13 protein-coding genes are annotated in these 17,589 nt (G+C 46.1%); 7 read left to right on the top strand and 6 right to left on the bottom strand.

From position 1 onward, the window contains the following. The 4 genes from AOC20_RS00515 to AOC20_RS00500 form a co-directional block, all read right to left on the bottom strand. Positions 1 to 1,464: a glutamate synthase subunit beta gene (locus AOC20_RS00515; RefSeq protein WP_215360629.1), complete on the bottom strand. Its 1,464-nt coding sequence runs from the start codon at positions 1,462 to 1,464 to the stop codon at positions 1 to 3. A gap of 50 nt (positions 1,465 to 1,514) precedes the next feature. Next, complete coding sequence (locus AOC20_RS00510) at positions 1,515 to 6,260, bottom strand: glutamate synthase-related protein (protein ID WP_215360628.1); 4,746 nt, start codon at positions 6,258 to 6,260, stop codon at positions 1,515 to 1,517. Between the two features lie 194 nt (positions 6,261 to 6,454). Beyond that, positions 6,455 to 7,159 (bottom strand): transposase, encoded by a 705-nt coding sequence (locus AOC20_RS00505; RefSeq protein ID WP_215360627.1) that lies wholly within the window; start codon positions 7,157 to 7,159, stop codon positions 6,455 to 6,457. 12 nt (positions 7,160 to 7,171) lie between these two features. Beyond that, positions 7,172 to 9,505 (bottom strand): penicillin-binding protein 1A, encoded by a 2,334-nt coding sequence (locus AOC20_RS00500; protein WP_215360626.1) that lies wholly within the window; start codon positions 9,503 to 9,505, stop codon positions 7,172 to 7,174. Between the two features lie 135 nt (positions 9,506 to 9,640). Between AOC20_RS00500 and AOC20_RS00495 the strand changes: the two genes are divergently transcribed. The 4 genes from AOC20_RS00495 to aroB are packed head-to-tail and all read left to right on the top strand — an operon-like array spanning position 9,641 to position 13,093. Continuing rightward, positions 9,641 to 10,339 carry a PulJ/GspJ family protein gene (locus AOC20_RS00495; RefSeq protein ID WP_215360625.1) on the top strand — a complete coding sequence of 233 codons (699 nt, stop codon included), beginning with the start codon at positions 9,641 to 9,643 and terminating at the stop codon, positions 10,337 to 10,339. Further along, complete coding sequence (locus AOC20_RS00490; protein ID WP_251373111.1) at positions 10,336 to 11,457, top strand: secretin GspD/PilQ domain-containing protein; 1,122 nt, start codon at positions 10,336 to 10,338, stop codon at positions 11,455 to 11,457. The genes AOC20_RS00495 and AOC20_RS00490 overlap by 4 nt, the downstream gene beginning before the upstream one ends. Positions 11,458 to 11,469: 12 nt before the next feature. Further along, positions 11,470 to 11,994, top strand: a complete 525-nt coding sequence (locus AOC20_RS00485) for a shikimate kinase (protein WP_285896900.1) — start codon at positions 11,470 to 11,472, stop codon at positions 11,992 to 11,994. Between the two features lie 16 nt (positions 11,995 to 12,010). After that, positions 12,011 to 13,093 (top strand): 3-dehydroquinate synthase, encoded by a 1,083-nt coding sequence (gene aroB / locus AOC20_RS00480; RefSeq protein WP_215362047.1) that lies wholly within the window; start codon positions 12,011 to 12,013, stop codon positions 13,091 to 13,093. On the opposite strand, the gene cyaY is transcribed toward aroB, so the two are convergent. Beyond that, positions 13,090 to 13,467 (bottom strand): iron donor protein CyaY, encoded by a 378-nt coding sequence (cyaY, locus tag AOC20_RS00475; RefSeq protein ID WP_215360624.1) that lies wholly within the window; start codon positions 13,465 to 13,467, stop codon positions 13,090 to 13,092. The two genes, aroB and cyaY, sit on opposite strands and share 4 nt — an antisense overlap. A gap of 238 nt (positions 13,468 to 13,705) precedes the next feature. Here cyaY and lysA point away from each other — a divergent pair, with 238 nt between their 5' ends. Next, complete coding sequence (gene lysA / locus AOC20_RS00470; protein WP_215360623.1) at positions 13,706 to 15,004, top strand: diaminopimelate decarboxylase; 1,299 nt, start codon at positions 13,706 to 13,708, stop codon at positions 15,002 to 15,004. 64 nt (positions 15,005 to 15,068) lie between these two features. Here the strand turns inward: lysA and AOC20_RS00465 are convergent, their stop codons facing one another. Continuing rightward, complete coding sequence (locus AOC20_RS00465) at positions 15,069 to 15,794, bottom strand: c-type cytochrome (protein ID WP_215360622.1); 726 nt, start codon at positions 15,792 to 15,794, stop codon at positions 15,069 to 15,071. Positions 15,795 to 15,908: 114 nt separating this feature from the next. On the opposite strand from AOC20_RS00465, the gene yihA reads away from it, so the two are divergent. Continuing rightward, the gene (gene yihA / locus AOC20_RS00460; protein WP_215360621.1) at positions 15,909 to 16,574 is read left to right on the top strand and encodes a ribosome biogenesis GTP-binding protein YihA/YsxC; all 666 of its coding nucleotides are present in this window, start codon (positions 15,909 to 15,911) and stop codon (positions 16,572 to 16,574) included. Then, complete coding sequence (gene hemB / locus AOC20_RS00455) at positions 16,558 to 17,580, top strand: porphobilinogen synthase (RefSeq protein ID WP_215360620.1); 1,023 nt, start codon at positions 16,558 to 16,560, stop codon at positions 17,578 to 17,580. The genes yihA and hemB overlap by 17 nt, the downstream gene beginning before the upstream one ends. Positions 17,581 to 17,589: the final 9 nt, after the last annotated feature.

The raw sequence follows: 17,589 nt of genomic DNA, 5'->3' as shown, positions 1-17,589 counted from the left end.
TTATCGAGGTAAAACAGAAGACCCCATTAAATACTCGTCTACTGAACGGGCGCACTGGCGTCCTTCGCGAATTGCCCAGACCACCAAAGACTGTCCGCGACGCATATCACCCGCAGCAAATACCTTTGGAACGTTAGTTTGATAAGCATTTTGGCCATCTTCTGTCGCTTTTGCATTACCGCGAGCATCTTTATCCACGCCAAATGCATTCAATACTTGTTGTACTGGGGAGACAAATCCCATAGCCAAAAGCACTAAATCTGCTTTGATCTCAAATTCAGAGTTTGGCACTTCTGACATCTTGCCGTCTTTCCACTCCAAACGCACACCAATGAGTTTCTCGACTTTGCCGTTTTTGCCTTCAAAACGCTTAGTTCCAACAGACCAGTCGCGCTCGCAACCCTCTTCATGAGATGAGGATGTGCGTAACTTCGTTGGCCAATATGGCCAGACCAATGGCTTGTTCTCTACTTCCGGTGGCTGCGGGAGTAACTCAAACTGAGTAATCTTCGTTGCGCCGTGACGGTTTGAGGTGCCAACACAATCTGAACCTGTATCACCACCACCGATAACCACTACATGTTTATCGGTTGCACGGATTTCATTTTTAAAGTCACCAGCATTTTCTTTATTTTGTGGAATCAAGAATTCCAATGCATAGTGCACGCCAGCCAACTCACGGCCTGGTACTGGCAAATCTCGTGGTTGCTCTGCGCCACCAGTAATCACTACCGCATCAAAATCTTTCATCAACTGCTCTGGTGAAACAGTTTTAGTAGAGTAATTTTTTACTTCTATACCAACCGCTTCTTTGCCAACGAATACACCTGTCTCAAACTTGACGCCTTCAGCCTGCATCTGCTCGACACGACGATCAATCAACCATTTTTCCATTTTGAAATCAGGGATGCCATAACGCAGTAAGCCACCAACACGATCGTTCTTTTCAAATACGGTTACATCATGACCAACCCGAGCCAATTGCTGCGCAGCCGCCATACCCGCAGGTCCGCCGCCAACAACCGCTACCTTTTTGCCAGTCTTGGTCTTGGATGGTTGAGGCTTAACCCAACCACTCTCCCAACCCTTATCGATAATGGCGTGCTCAATAGATTTGATACCTACTGCAGTGCTGTTAATGCCCAAAGTACAAGCAGCTTCACAAGGCGCCGGACAGATACGGCCAGTGAATTCTGGGAAGTTATTGGTTGATTGCAAAACATCCAATGCATTCTTCCAGTCATTCTGAAATACCAAGTCATTAAAGTCAGGAATGATGTTATTCACTGGACAGCCGCTATTGCAAAACGGAATGCCGCAATCCATACAACGTGCACCTTGAACTTTAGCTTCTTCATCAGTTAACGCAGCAACAAATTCTTTGTAATGATGGAGGCGCTTAACCGGTACTTCGTACGTCTCATCAACGCGCTCAAACTCCATAAATCCAGTGACCTTACCCATATCGAATCCTTAGTATCTTTTCTTAATATCTATCTGTTTAATTGAGTGACTTAAGCTGCAACAGTTTTGTTCTGGGCTTTTTCCCATAACTCACCTAGAGCACGTTTGTACTCAGTTGGGAGAACCTTCACAAAACGACCACGGGCGTTTTCCCAGTCAGCCAAGATCGCTTTTGCACGCTCAGAGCCAGTGTGACGGAAATGACGCTCAATCAAGCCCTTCAAAATTTGCTCATCAGTCACGCGCTCGCCGCCATCTTTGACATCAACTGGGGCGTGCCACTCAGATTTCGGCATCTTGGCAATTTGCTCAGCAGATGGAAGTACTTTTTCCAAGGTAGCCATGCTGGTATTGCAACGCTTATCAAATAATCCATCTTCGTCGTAAACATAAGCAATACCACCGCTCATACCCGCAGCGAAGTTACGGCCTGTAGCGCCCAATACAACGACGGTTCCACCGGTCATGTACTCGCAACCATGGTCCCCAGTACCCTCAACAACAGTAGTTGCGCCAGAGTTACGAACAGCAAAACGCTCCCCAGCTACACCATTGAAGAATGCTTCGCCTGCAATCGCACCGTAGAGAACGGTATTACCAACAATGATGTTCTTCGCTGTATCACCGCGGAACTCATGGGGAGCACGAACAATTACACGACCACCTGATAGGCCTTTACCGACATAGTCATTGCCATCTCCCACTAGATCTAAAGTGATGCCGCGCGCCAAGAAGGCCGCGAAGCTTTGACCAGCAGTACCATTCAATTGAATATGAATCGTGTCATCAGGCAAACCTGCATGACCATAACGCTGTGCAACTTCGCCGGAGAGCATTGCGCCAACAGTCCGATTTACGTTCTTCACAGGAACAATGAAGGAAACCTTTTCACCACGCTCTAATGCAGGCTCACTCTTCTCTATCAAGATATTGTCTAGTGCATTAGCCAAACCATGGTCTTGTGTCAGCACTTGGTAACGTGGAACTTCGGCAGCAACTTGCGGCTCAGCAAAAATCTTGCTGAAATCCAAGCCGTGTACTTTCCAGTTCTCAATACCTTTGCGGGTATCTAACAAATCAACGCGGCCAATTAAGTCATCAAACTTACGAATACCCAATTGCGCCATGATCTCGCGAGCTTCTTCTGCGATAAAGAAGAAGAAGTTCACAACGTGCTCTGGCTTGCCTGAGAATTTCTTACGCAATTCTGGGTCTTGTGTAGCAACACCAACTGGGCAGGTATTCAAATGACACTTACGCATCATGATGCAACCCTCAACCACCAATGGAGCGGTCGCAAAACCAAACTCATCAGCGCCCAATAGAGCACCAATCACTACGTCACGACCCGTTTTCATTTGACCATCAGCCTGAACACGAATACGACTACGCAAACCATTTAGAACTAATGTTTGCTGCGTTTCCGCCAAACCGAGTTCCCATGGGGAGCCAGCATGCTTGATTGAAGACAATGGAGATGCGCCAGTACCGCCATCATGACCAGCGATCACCACGTGATCAGCCTTTGCCTTAGCAACACCAGCAGCAACCGTACCAACACCAACCTCAGATACCAACTTCACTGAAACGTCAGCTTTTGGATTCACATTCTTCAAGTCATGAATCAATTGTGCGATATCTTCAATGGAGTAAATGTCATGGTGCGGAGGAGGAGAAATCAAACCAACACCCGGCACTGAGAAACGCAACTTACCGATGTAGTCAGAAACTTTTCCACCAGGCAATTGACCACCTTCACCAGGCTTAGCACCTTGCGCCATCTTGATCTGAATCTGATCAGCAGAGCGTAAATATTCAGTAGTCACACCAAAGCGACCTGAAGCAACCTGCTTAATCTTGGAGCGTAATGAGTCACCGTCCAACAATGGAATATTGGCTTCAACAACATCACTACCCAAGATGCTGGCTAAAGTCTCGCCCTTCTTGATTGGAATGCCTTTGAGCTCATTCACATAACGGTTTGGATCTTCACCGCCTTCTCCAGTATTAGACTTGCCGCCAATACGGTTCATGGCAATCGCCAAAGTAGCGTGTGCTTCGGTAGAGATAGAACCTAAAGACATCGCGCCCGTTGCAAAACGTTTGACGATTTCTTTGGCAGACTCCACTTCATCCAATGGAATCGCTTTAGCTGGATCAATCTTGAATTCAAACAAACCACGCAAAGTCATTTGGCGCTTAGTTTGATCATTAATGATGTTGGCGTACTCTTTATAAGTCTGATAGCCCTTCTCCGCACCAATACGCGTCGAGTGCTGTAACTTCGCGATCGTATCTGGAGTCCACATATGGTTCTCACCACGAACACGGAAAGCATATTCACCACCAGCATCGAGCATATTGGTCAAGACTGGATCGTTACCAAATGCAGATGTATGCATGCGCAAGGCTTCTTCAGCTACTTCAAATACACCAATACCGCCTACGTTTGATGGAGTGCCTTTGAAGTATTGATCGATGATGTCGTGATTTAAACCAATTGCTTCAAAAATCTGTGAACCGGTGTAAGACATATAAGTGGAAATGCCCATTTTGGACATGACTTTTTGCAAGCCCTTACCAATGGCCTTAACGAAGTTCTTCACTGCTTTTTCAGCGGACAAATCACCGGATAAACCTTTAGCCATTTCAGCCAAAGTTTCCATAGCAAGGTACGGATGAATAGCTTCTGCACCATAGCCAGCAAGGAGAGCAAAGTGATGTGTCTCACGTGCGCTACCAGTTTCAACTACCAAACCAACGCTAGTACGCAAACCTTTTTGCACTAAATGTTGGTGGATTGCGGAAGTAGCCAACAGAGCAGGAATAGCCACGTGCTTCTCATCAACTTGACGATCGCTCACAATCAAAATGTTGTAACCAGAACGCACAGCATCTGCCGCTTCAGCACATAAAGAAGCTAAGCGTGCCTCAATACCTGCTTTACCCCATGCTGCTGGATAGCAAATATCTAACTCATAAGAACGGAACTTGCCGTTGGTGTAATGTCCAATATGACGAATCTTGGTGATGTCATCAAAATCCAAAATCGGCTGACTGACTTCCAAGCGCATTGGTGGATTGATATTGTTGGTGTCTAACAAATTCGGCTTTGGACCGATGAATGACACTAATGACATGACCATATTCTCGCGAATCGGATCGATTGGAGGATTCGTAACCTGAGCAAATAATTGCTTGAAGTAGTTGTAGAGCGGCTTGTTCTTATTAGAAAGAACAGCCAATGGGCTGTCATTCCCCATGGAACCAATAGCCTCCTCACCATTCGTGGCCATTGGGGCCATCAGGAATTTAATGTCTTCCTGTGTGTAACCGAAGGCTTGTTGGCGATCTAATAATTTGGCCGCCGGACGAATCGTCATTTTCTCGTCAATCAAGTCTGCCTTGCTGGCATCAACTTCATCTAACTTCACACGAACTGCATCGATCCAGCTCTTATATGGCTTGGCCTTAGAAACCGCATTCTTGAGTTCAACGTCATCAATGATGCGGCCTTGCTCCATGTCGATCATGAACATCTTGCCTGGTTGCAAACGCCATTTTTGAACGATCTTGCTTTCAGGAATAGGTAAAACGCCAGCTTCAGAACCCATGATGACTAAATCATCATCGGTGACGTAGTAACGTGCTGGACGCAATCCATTGCGATCCAAAGTTGCGCCGATTTGACGACCATCAGTAAATGCCATTGCTGCAGGACCATCCCAGGGCTCCATCATGGCCGCATGGTATTCATAGAAAGCACGGCGATTGTCATCCATCAATGCATGCTGTTCCCACGCCTCAGGAATCATCATCATCATGGCTTGGGCCAATGGATAGCCAGACATTACCAACAACTCTAAACAGTTATCAAAACAAGCAGTGTCTGATTGGCCTGGATAAATTAAAGGCCAGAGTTTTTGTAAGTCGTCACCAAGTACTGGGGAGCTAATTGCGCCCTCACGTGCATTCACCCAATTAACGTTACCTTTAACAGTATTGATCTCACCGTTATGTGCAATCATGCGATACGGATGAGCCAATTCCCAAGCAGGGAAAGTATTGGTAGAGAAACGTTGATGTACTAAAGCAAGTGCAGATACAGTGCGCTTATCTTGCAAGTCTTGGTAATAGGCGCCCACTTGGTTCGCTAACAGCAAACCCTTATAAACAATGGTTCTAGCAGACATTGAAGCAACGAAATATTCTTTGCCATGCTTCAAATGTAAATCTTGAATTGCATGACTTGCAGTTTTGCGAATGACATATAACTTCCGTTCAAGCGCGTCTGTTGTCATGATGTCACGACCGCGGCCAATGAAAATTTGACGAATAAATGGCTCAGTCATCTGCACTGTAGGAGACATCGGTAATTTCACATCTACCGGAACATCTCTCCAACCTAAAACAACTTGGCCTTCCAAGCGCACGGTGCGCTCTAATTCTTGCTCGCATGCCAAACGTGAAGCATGTTCTTTTGGCAAGAAAATCATACCAACGCCATACTCACCTAATGGTGGCAATGTCACGCCTTGCTTAGCCATTTCTTCGCGATACAAAGTATCTGGAATCTGGATCAAGATGCCAGCACCATCTCCCATTAAAGGATCGGCACCAACCGCTCCACGGTGATCTAGATTCTCCAGAATCTGTAAACCCTGCGAAACGATCTCATGGGATTTTTTTCCTTTGATGTGCGCAACGAATCCTACGCCGCATGCGTCATGCTCATTAGCAGGGTCATATAAACCGTGAGCGATTGGGCGAAGATTTGAATTTAATTGTGTAGTCATAGTATTTCCGAGGGGCGACAAAGGCCTGATTACTTTTGGAGGATCAAATATAGGTGAATACCCATACTGATGCAATAGAAATAAAATGAGTCTGTCCCATTTATTTAGATGTCGCACCAATATGTATTCTATATATGGGGACAGAGTCGCGAGATTCAAGACCCTATTGATGTTTTAGAGAATTTGTAAGCTTCTTAAGTTATTGAATTTGCTGTAATTATTTTTCTAGGGCGTCCACGATGGCGAATTAAGGTAAGTTCGGGCGTGTCTTTAAAGAGTTTTTTTGCATAAATATCACTCACCCAGGGTTTTGATCGAATCAAAGATTCTGTGATTTGGCGATCCTCCCAATGAGGTGCACCCTCTTTAACGAAGTTAGACCAACTCATCTGCCTTTCAAAAGGGGTATTACCCAACTTCCAAAAGTAAGGGTGGTCTACCAACCAAGGCTCTGCGTTGCCCCCTATATGGGTTGCAAAGCTAGTCCAACTAGAGCTTTGAGGATTAGATTCGTATCCAGCTCTGACAGGGTTGAGCTCTATATAACGCTGGCAGCGCAGAAAATAATCTGGATCGATGAGAGATGAGCGGTATCTACCTTCCCAAATAGTTCCGGATCGATGGTGCTGCTGATTGAAGTATTGAGCATAACGACGTCCAAGAGATTGCATGGTCTTTGCAAGCGAATCTTCGCTTTGGGGCGTCATGAGTAAATGCACATGGTTAGGCATCAATGCAAAGGCATGAACTGCGCAGCCAAACTGCCTTGCGGCTTCGCGCAACCACTCCAAATAAGCACGCCGATCTGTGTCGCCAAAAAATAATGTTTCGCGATTATTACCGCGGACCATCACATGCATCGCTTGACCTGGTATTACTGTGCGAGCTTGCCGTGCCATGCTAGAGACGAACTATTGCAGTTCGCGCACACCGCCATTGTTGGAGAATTCTGGAATAAACCAGTCACCGTCCACTTGAGTAACCCCACTCGGCACTTCACGTGATATCTGCGGACTATCTTTCAATGCGGTCGACATATAAGAAATCCACATCGGTAAAGCAAGTCCGCCACCCGTTTCCCGATCACCTAAGCTTGCAGGCTTATCAAAACCAATCCAGGCAATCGCCACCACTTTAGGGCTGTAGCCAGCAAACCAAGCATCATGGGAATCGTTAGTAGTTCCAGTTTTACCGGCGATGTCACTGCGGCCTAACTTGCCGCGTGCTGAGGCTGCGGTGCCAGACTTTGTGACTTCTTGCAACATGCTATCCATGACAAAGGCTGTACGCGCATCAAGAACACGAGGCGCATCTTCGCCAGAACGAGTAGGCTTCGCTTCAAACATAACGGTGCCTTTGGAGTCCACCATCTTGTCAATTAAAAATGGGTCTACACGGTAGCCGCCATTAGCAAACACGCTATATGCAGAAGCCATTTGCAATGGGGTTACAGAGCCCGCACCCAATGCCATTGTTAAATAAGGGGGATGCTTCTCTGGTTCAAAACCAAAACGCTGAATATATTCTTGTGCATATGAAGGCCCAATAGCGCGAATGATGCGAACTGAAACCAAGTTCTTCGATTTAGCTAAAGCATTACGCAAACGCATCATGCCGTCATACTTACCATCGTAGTTTTTTGGTTGCCAAGCTTGGCTACCTGTTTCCATACTTCCGATTGACAGTGGCGCATCGTTCACCATCGTACTGGGGGTGAAACCTTTTTCAATGGCTGCAGCATAAATAAACGGCTTAAAAGATGAGCCAGGCTGACGTAAGGCTTGAGTGACGTGATTGAACTGATTGCGACGGAAATCAAAACCACCCACCAATGACAGGATCGCGCCCGTCTCAGCATTCATGGACACAAAAGCAGCCTCAACTTGCGGCAGCTGTGCTAATTTCCAAACCCCTCCATCAGACAACAGTCGCACTACTGCACCAGGACGCAAACGTTTCTTGGGTTGGGTGCTATCGGTGAGGGAAGCGGATGCCAATTTCATTCCCTCCCCTTTAATAGTGATAGTGTCTCCAGTAGCAATCATGACTTGCATTTCTTTTGGCTTAACGTCTAGTACAACACCGGACTGCAGATCATCTAACTGTGGGTAAGCAAGCAGGGCTTCGTCAATTGCACGCTGGCGCTTCACTGTGTCTTCAGGAAGATCGATAAAACCTTCTGGGCCACGATAAGCGTGACGTAAATCGTATTCAAAAATACCACGGCGGACTGCTTTATAAGCAGCGTCTTGATCGGCCTTGAGGATGGTGGTGTAGACGTCGATCCCCTGCGAATAGATTGCCTCACCATATTGGGTGAAAAGCAATTGACGTACCATCTCAGCAGGAAAATCAGCACGTACTGCGAATTCATTGCCCAAGCCACGAATATGCAATTCCTCAATCATCGCCTTTTGATAATCTTCCGGGGTGATGTAGCCTAGATCGCGCATGCGCTGAAGAATGTACTCTTGACGAATCTTGGCACGGCGGAAGTTGCTGACCGGGTTGTAGGCTGATGGTGCTTTTGGCAAACCAGCCAGCATAGCTGACTCAGCAATCGTGATGTCTTTTAGTTCTTTACCAAAGTAAATCTGCGCTGCGCTGGAAAAACCGTAAGCCCTCTGACCTAAGAAAATCTGGTTCATATAAATTTCCAGAATTTTGTCTTTGGTTAACTGAGACTCAATTTCCCAAGCAAGCAGTACTTCATATATTTTGCGACTGAAGGTTTTTTCATTACTTAGGAAGAAGTTACGTGCCACCTGCATCGTGATGGTTGAGGCACCCTGCGAGAGGTGGCCGCGCAAATTGGTTGCTGCAGCCCGCAAAATTCCGATGTAGTCCACGCCACCATGTGAGTAAAAGCGATCATCCTCAATCGCTAAAACGGCATTGCGCATGCTTTGCGGAATTTCATTTAAGGGGATTACCTTGCGACGCTCCTCTCCAAACTCACCAATTAAAACTTTGTCTGCCGTATAGATACGCAGCGGTGTCTTAGGGTTGTAATCCGTTAATGCAGAAATCTTGGGAAGATTGGGCTTTGCTACTAAAAAGGCATAGCCCATTAGCAGCATGACCACCAAAGCAAAAACTACGCCGATGATCAATAGGGCCTTTACGAGCGGATTGCTTGAATTCTTACGTGGTAAGCCAGGCTCAAATCGTGTTTGCCGAGGACGTCTATCGGATGGACGAATGGGACGCTGGTTTAGCGGCTTGTCTTTTGGAGGTAAGGCCATATCTCCAAATTATAGGGTGCTTAGGCAATTTCCTTAAAAGCTCCAAAAACCTGGTTTTGCAAATTGTGAAGGCTCAATTTCTGACCCAGGGTTCAAGCCTAGCCGATAGATATTGATCTCTCAAAACAGAAGAATATGGACATGCCTTCACGCCATATTTCCAGCCAGTCCTTTGATGAAATTTTGAGTGACCTTGGTGATGACCCCGCTATTCCCGACCCCCATGGAATACGCAAACCACCTCCCCAACAAAAGACTACACCTAGACCCGAAAGTCATAGCAAAGTAAATCTCTTTAGAGAGCCCTTAAGCAAGATTCAGCTCAAAGATTCTCTCCAAGGATTTACGGGCCCCATCCTTCTCATTGCGGTCTTCATTGCGGCAATAGTCGGTTTTTTGATTGCCCATCAAGCCCTTACCAATGACACCAAAAGCGCTCTTGAGACATCCCAAAAACAAATCTCTGAGCTAAAAAAGGAACTCTTATTAATGCGGGATGAAATTCACCAGGATCAAGATGACCTATATTTGGCAATCGATGAAATAGAAGTAAGCATTCACTCTATAAGAGATAAAAAGCCGGAAATACGAGTTTTCAGCAAGCCTCAGGCACCCCCTCATGAGCCGGAACTCCGTCGCTGGCGTTACCTTGGGAGCTCCCAAATGGGCCCCTCTTATCAGGCCTATTTCCATACAGGGAAAAGCCATCTTGTCTTTGCAAAAGGCGCTCAGGTTTTGGGGGATTGGCGTCTTAGCAATATTGAAAAGGAGCTCGTCACCCTAACCCACACCCAAGGCAAATCAATCGTCCTCAAGGCGTCTAAAAGCGAATGAAGCTCTACACAAGTTGCATCTGGAAATACTTAAAACACTTCAACACATGCTTGCTAGTTTTGATATTTTTATCAAGCAATACGGCAGGAGGAAATCCACCGTCGCAAGATCATTTTCTGACTCCTATCAGCCTGCAATTCACTGATATTGAAATTACAGAACTTCTACAAGCATTGGCCAAATTGGGAAATACCAATTTTTTATTGAGCGAGTCGATTACAGGAAAGATTTCGATAGATCTCAGAAATACTCCTTGGCAAACAGCGCTCCACTCTATTTTGGCTAGCCGCGGATTAAGGCTCGTACGGAATGGAGAAATCTATTGGATTGGGCCCCATGCAGAAATCCAGGCCTTTCAGAAATACCGGCGGGAAGATGCTGCACTTCCTTTTGGTGGCGATCACATTAATAGCCCTAGGCAAATTCTCATAGAAGCGCGCATAGTCGAAGCAGATGAGCGCTTTGCCAGAGAACTAGGAGTCAAGCTTGGATACCAAGCTAATGGCATTGGCGGCAAGCCAGACCAAAAACTGAGCGGTAATATGGATTTAGGTGGTGCTGGATTAAGCGGCTTTAATCCAGCTACTATGGCCGCAACCCTCGTCTCAAAAAATGCTAGCCGCATTCTTCAAGCAGAACTTTCTGCCTTGGAATCTGAGGGTCAGGGAAAAATTCTCTCCAATCCCCGCATCATGACTGGTGACCAAGTAAAGGCCACGATTGAACAGGGCACTGAACTCCCCTACCAAACTTCCAACCAAAATGGCAGTAAATTGCAATTCAGAAAAGCAAATCTGCGTCTTGAGGTACTTCCTAAAATCCATCCAGATGGAAAGATTTCAATGCTGGTGGGCATTAATAAAGATACTGTAGGCATGAAAACAGAGCAAGGTTATGCGATTGATACCAAAAGCTTGAGCTCAGAGGTCACCGTTGAAAACGGCGGGACAGCCATTATTGGCGGCATCTTCCAAACAACTGAGCGTCAAGATGAAGTCAAAATCCCCTTACTGGGCGATATACCCCTCATTGGTCATTTTTTTCGCCATAAATCCAAATTACAAGATAAAACTGAGCTACTTGTCTTTTTAACTCCGACCGTTCTCGACAAACCCTAATAAAATCGAGGGGTGAACTCTTCGACAAACAATATCTTTCTGATCGGCCTGATGGGCGCCGGGAAGTCGACCGTCGGTAAAGTCTTGGCAAAAAAATTGGGTCGTCGCTTTCTGGACGCTGACCATGTTATCGAAGATCGCTGTGGTGTAAAAATCCCCGTCATTTTTGAAATGGAAGGCGAGGAGGGTTTTCGTAAAAGAGAGGCGCAAGCCATTCGTGAAATTACTGCTGAGCAAAACATTATTTTGGCTACTGGTGGTGGTGCAATTCTGTTACCTGAAAATCGTCAGGCCTTAAGCGAGCGCGGTACCGTCATTTATCTTCATGCAAATCCAATGGAGCTTTGGCATCGCACTAAAGGTGGCGAGGGACGACCCCTACTCAAAAATGGTGATGCTAAAAAAATCCTGGAGAATTTATATGCCATTCGCGACCCCCTTTACCGCGAAATCGCCAATCATGTGATTGAGACTGGCAAACCCAGCGTTAATCAACTAGTTAATACTTTAATTATGCAGCTTGAACTTTCCGCTTAAATATATCGGCACCATGATGAAAACACTTGAAGTTGATCTCGGCAATCGCAGCTATCCAATTTATATCGGTACAGATCTGATTGATCAAGCAAGCTTATTTAGTGCCTGTGAAAAAGCGACCTCTATCTACATTGTTAGCAACACTACAGTTGCGCCACTCTATGCTGAGCGCCTTACAAAGACCCTTAATATCTTTGGCAAGCCGGTTAGAACAATTGTTCTGCCTGACGGTGAGTCTTATAAAGACTGGAAAAACCTCCAACTGATTTTTGATGATCTTTTAAAGTTTGGTGCTGATCGCCAAACGATGTTGGTAGCTTTGGGTGGTGGAGTGATCGGCGATATGACAGGCTTTGCTGCAGCGAGCTTTATGCGCGGCATTCGCTTTATTCAAGTACCCACCACATTACTGGCTCAAGTGGACTCATCAGTTGGTGGCAAGACTGGCATCAATCATCCCTTAGGTAAAAACATGATTGGCGCCTTTCATCAGCCCGCTGCAGTGATTGCTGATCTCAACACTTTAAAAACACTCCCTCCAAGAGAGCTTTCTGCAGGTCTTGCTGAAGTAATCAAACACGGCGCTATTGCAGATGCTCAATTTTTAGATTGGATTGAAGCTAATGCAACAGCATTATTAGCCTGTGATACAGAAGCTATGGGTCATGCGGTTTTACGTTCTTGCGAAATTAAATCTGCAGTTGTTTCTGCCGATGAAAGAGAAGGCGGTATTCGTGCGACCCTAAACTTTGGTCACACCTTTGGTCATGCAATTGAAGCCGGTATGGGCTATGGTGAATGGTTACACGGTGAGGCAGTGGGTTGCGGAATGGTACTTGGCGCAGACTTATCCCGTCGCCTGAATTACATTAGCGAAGCTGATGTTCTGCGCCTCACCAACATTATTCAATCCATGAACTTACCGATTAAGCCACCGAAGTTTGGTGCTGAACGCTATATGGAGCTCATGCAGGTTGATAAAAAAACTGAGGGTGGGCAAATCCGTTATGTTGTTTTAGAAAAAATCGGTAAAGCCCAGATTCAAAGCGTAGCTGATGCTCAAGTCATTGAAACACTAAGCGCTACTGGCGCGACTTAAATCAAGCTAATTTTGACGGGCAGGCCTGCCTGGGCACTCGCAAACTCAGTTAGATCACTCAGGAGCTCTTTACCGGTTTTAGTATCGAGCCACAGCGGTTTTGCTACAGTGCCAGCCCAACGATAGTGGTATCCGCCCGACTTCGCTGCAACCCAAATCTCATGCAAGGGGGGCTGAGTATTCACCACGATGACGCTTTTGTCCTTAAAACGAATGTTGATGACATTTCCACCTTGGCGCTCGATATCTAAATCAAGATCCAATGCATCGTCAGCAGCCTCTAATGCCACCTCGATAGACTGCAATAAATTACTTCCTAGTTGGTAAAACTGCTTGTCATCAATGGTTTCTACGCCGGAGCTATTTGGATTCATACTGGAGTCCTGCATGCTATATTCAATCATTCGTTTTAGAGACATTCATGATAGCGATTCTTAATAGAACCCTCTGCTTTAGCCTTTTAATATCCCTTGTAGGGTGCGGGGTAAGAGGGCCGCTATTTATGCCAAATGTACCGCCAGTTCCACCGGCTCCTACAGAGCCAGAACCAAAAGGCAAGCTCTATCCACCCCAAACTCCCGCTAGCCCAAGCAATTCCTCATCGGCCAAGTAATGACAAGCACAGCAATTCCCCTTCCTAAGTTATCCGGTTTTACCGAGCGTAATGGCGATTGGTATGCCGAAGAAATTCCACTCGCAGATTTAGCAAAAGAATTTGGGACTCCGCTCTATATCTATAGCAAAAAAGCGCTGACTGAAGCTTATCAAGCCTACGATAAAGCCTGTGTTGATCAACAAGGCAAGCGACGTGCTCGCGTGCACTACGCCATGAAAGCCAATAGCAATTTAGCGGTAATTGATTGCTTCAAAAAACTCGGTGCTGGATTTGATTTAGTGAGTGGCGGTGAATTAGCACGCGCCTTAGCAATTGGCGCAGACCCAAAAAGTTTAGTGTTTGCCGGCGTTGGTAAATCCTCCATCGAGATCGCTTCGGCCTTGCAGGCTGGGGTTAAATGCATCAATGTTGAATCAATTGCGGAGCTTCACCAGATCAATCGCGTTGCTACTAAGCTCAATTGCCGTGCGCCCATTTCTTTGCGCGTTAATCCAGATGTGGATGCACAGACCCACCCGTATATTTCTACTGGATTAAAGGGCAACAAATTTGGCATTGCCTACCACGAGGTTTTGAAAACCTATCGCGAAGCTTCACAACTCTCTCAAATTGATGTTGTGGGTATTGATTGTCACATTGGTTCGCAGATCACTACTACTGCACCGTATTTAGATGCTTTAGATAAGGTGCTTGATCTTGCAGCGCAATTGAAAGAAGAAGGCATTGTTATTCACCATCTAGATTTAGGTGGTGGCCTCGGAATTTCTTATAGCGACGAGACTCCTCCAGACATTACCGAGTTTACAAATACCCTCTTGAATCGGGTTGCTGAACGTGGCTTTGGTCATTTAGATATCGTCCTTGAGCCAGGCAGGTCCTTAGTCGGCAACGCTGGTGTGCTGCTCACAACCGTAGAGTATTTAAAGCCTGGTGCTGAAAAGAACTTTTGTATTGTTGATGCGGCGATGACTGAACTAATGCGCCCCGCCTTGTATGAGGCGCACCACGGCATAGTGCCCGTACAAGAGAAGGTGGTAAAAGCGTTAACGTACGATGTCGTTGGTCCCGTTTGTGAATCCGGTGACTGGCTTGGCCGAGATCGCCATCTAGCCGTTGAGGAAGGTGATCTTCTTGCCATTCTGTCTACAGGTGCTTATGGCTTTGTGATGGCCTCAAACTACAACACGCGCCCGAAGCCTGCAGAGATCATGGTTGATGGGAAAAATGCCTACGTTATTCGCACCCGTGAAAAAACATCTGATTTGTTTTCTTCCGAAACCGTTTTACCAAGTTAAGAGTTTTAGGCAATAAAAAACCTCGCTACATAAGCGGGGTTTTTGTTTTTATACTTTTAACTAATTAACGCAAACCAGCGATGTAATCAGAAACTGCTTTCATTTCTAAGTCTGACATCTTGCCTGCAATAGTAGTCATCATTGGACCATTCTTACGAGTGCCATTACCAAATGCAACTAATTGTGCGTATGAATAATCAGCCCATTGTCCATTTAATCGTGGGTACTGTGAGGGAATGCCAGCACCCGTTGGGCTATGGCAGGAAGCACAAGCTGGAACGCCTTTAGCTGCAATGCCGCCGCGATAAATACTTTGACCCAATTCAATTGTTTCTTTATTTTGAGCAACACCTAAGGAAACAGGTTGCTTGACCAAGTACGCTGCAATGTTTTGCATATCTTGCTCGGTCAGGGTTGCAGACATACCCATCATGACCGGGTTAGCACGAGTACCTTCTTTAAAGTTTTTCAACTGCTTAGCTGTGTAAGCAGCATGCTGAGCAGATAGCTTAGGCCATGTGCCAATTGCGCTTTGACCTTTAGGTCCGTGGCAAGTAATACAAGCTGTCACGCCACGACTAGCGTCGCCACTAGAGTAAAGAGCCTCGCCAGCAGCGACATCAACTTTTGGCTTGCCTAGGACGGCAGCTTTAGCTTCAGCAGCAGGGGCGGCTGGAGCCGCATCAGCAGCAAAAACTGTGCCAGAAACGCCAATCAGAGCGAAAATAGAGAAAGCCGCAAAACCAGCACGTAAGCTAGTTAATTTGGAGATTTGAGAGGTTTGACGCATTATGTTTACCTTGGCAAAAATTCCTAAAAGTGTTTGGGCCCTGCTTTTACAACCTTTTACCCAACACCATGAGATATTTCATGATTTTGCGTGATTTTACAATAGCTTCTGGACATGTCTAAACTCTTTCAAGCCCGATTCGCCACCACAGTCAATGACACCCATTGCCTGCCTGCCACACCGCTGCGAGAAGTAGCCTTTGCTGGCCGCTCAAATGCGGGCAAATCTAGTGCGCTAAATGTCCTGTGCAACCAAAAAAGGCTCGCTTTTGCCAGTAAAACCCCTGGTCGCACCCAACATATCAACTATTTTGGGGTTTTTGCTAAAGACGATCTTTTGGCCTACTTGGTGGATTTGCCTGGCTATGGCTATGCTGCAGTCAATCATGAGACGAAATACCACTGGAACGCCCTTTTAAGCGACTATCTCCAAGAGCGAGAGCAGTTGGTAGGCATGATCCTGATTGTGGACTCTAGACGTGGTATCACCGATCTGGACGAACAAATGATTCAATGGTTTGTGCCAACAGGTAAGCCAATTCATGTTTTGCTGAGCAAATGCGATAAATTGAATAAAAGCGAGTGCAAACACGCCCTTGAAGCTGTTATCAAGCGACTGCAGCAATATGACCCGGCATTGCCTGATGGTACGGGCGACTCCAAACAACTTACGGCACAATTGTTTTCAAGCACTAAGCGCATTGGCCTTGAAGAGGCAGATAATTTAATCATTAAATGGCTATTTGAAGCAGAAACTCCTGAAAATGAAATCACCAGCTAACTCTTTGCTTAATTTTCCCGGACATCGTCCTCGGCGTATGCGTCGCGATGATTGGTCGCGTCGTCTGATGCAAGAAAACAGTGTTTCTGTAAATGATTTGATCTACCCCGTCTTTTTGCTAGAAGGCCAAGGCAAGTCGGAAGCAGTTAGCTCTATGCCTGGCGTCAATCGCGTATCTTTAGATTTACTTTTTCCAGTTGCGCAAGAATGCGTAGATTTAGGCATTCCAGTTCTGGCGCTTTTCCCAGTAATCGATGCCGCATTAAAAACACCTGATGGTAAAGAAGCGTTTAACCCAAAAGGTCTTATTCCAACTGCTGTTTGCGAACTCAAAAAACGTTTTCCTAACCTAGGAATCATGACCGATGTTGCGCTTGATCCTTATACAAGCCATGGTCAAGATGGAGTGCTCGATGAACAAGGTCGCATTCTCAACGATGAGACAACTGCGATATTGGTACAACAGGCAATCACTCAAGCTGAAGCTGGGGTAGATATCGTTGCACCATCAGACATGATGGATGGTCGCATCGGAAAAATTCGTGAAGCGCTTGAGCAAAAGAAATTGATTCACACTCGCATCATGGCGTATTCAGCCAAATATGCCTCTGCTTTTTATGGACCTTTCCGGGATGCAGTAGGCTCCGCTAAGAACCTAGGTAAGGCCGATAAAAAAACGTATCAGATGGACTGTGCCAATGGTGACGAGGCTTTGCGGGAGGTTGCGCTTGATATAAGCGAAGGTGCTGATATGGTCATGGTCAAACCAGGTATGCCTTACTTGGACATCGTTCGTCGCGTACGAGAAGAGTTTAATTACCCCACGTACGCTTACCAAGTCAGCGGTGAATACGCCATGCTTAAAGCTGCCGCACAAAATGGTTGGTTAGATCATGATGCTGTCATGATGGAATCACTGCTGGCATTTAAGCGTGCAGGCGCTGATGGAGTTCTTACTTATTTCGCTCTTGAAGCGGCACGCCTAATTAAAGCAGCTAATAAATAATTACTTTAT

It is taken from the genome of Polynucleobacter ibericus, from assembly GCF_018687955.1.
Classification (GTDB): Bacteria; Pseudomonadota; Gammaproteobacteria; order Burkholderiales; family Burkholderiaceae; genus Polynucleobacter; species Polynucleobacter ibericus.
Note: the sequence above shows the minus strand (reverse complement) of the source record. Positions and strands in the feature narration are given on the sequence as shown.

Bases quoted from the DNA above. Each gene is read 5' to 3' on its own strand.
- cyaY (WP_215360624.1), bottom strand. From the start codon at position 13,467: ATGAATCCAAATAGCTCCGGCGTAGAAACCATTGATGACAAGCAGTTT.
- AOC20_RS00500 (WP_215360626.1), bottom strand. From the start codon at position 9,505: ATGGCCTTACCTCCAAAAGACAAGCCGCTAAACCAGCGTCCCATTCGT.
- AOC20_RS00495 (WP_215360625.1), top strand. From the start codon at position 9,641: ATGGACATGCCTTCACGCCATATTTCCAGCCAGTCCTTTGATGAAATT.
- aroB (WP_215362047.1), top strand. From the start codon at position 12,011: ATGAAAACACTTGAAGTTGATCTCGGCAATCGCAGCTATCCAATTTAT.
- yihA (WP_215360621.1), top strand. From the start codon at position 15,909: ATGTCTAAACTCTTTCAAGCCCGATTCGCCACCACAGTCAATGACACC.
- AOC20_RS00510 (WP_215360628.1), bottom strand. From the start codon at position 6,260: ATGACTACACAATTAAATTCAAATCTTCGCCCAATCGCTCACGGTTTA.
- AOC20_RS00490 (WP_251373111.1), top strand. From the start codon at position 10,336: ATGAAGCTCTACACAAGTTGCATCTGGAAATACTTAAAACACTTCAAC.
- lysA (WP_215360623.1), top strand. From the start codon at position 13,706: ATGACAAGCACAGCAATTCCCCTTCCTAAGTTATCCGGTTTTACCGAG.
- hemB (WP_215360620.1), top strand. From the start codon at position 16,558: ATGAAATCACCAGCTAACTCTTTGCTTAATTTTCCCGGACATCGTCCT.
- AOC20_RS00515 (WP_215360629.1), bottom strand. From the start codon at position 1,464: ATGGGTAAGGTCACTGGATTTATGGAGTTTGAGCGCGTTGATGAGACG.
- AOC20_RS00505 (WP_215360627.1), bottom strand. From the start codon at position 7,159: ATGGCACGGCAAGCTCGCACAGTAATACCAGGTCAAGCGATGCATGTG.
- AOC20_RS00465 (WP_215360622.1), bottom strand. From the start codon at position 15,794: ATGCGTCAAACCTCTCAAATCTCCAAATTAACTAGCTTACGTGCTGGT.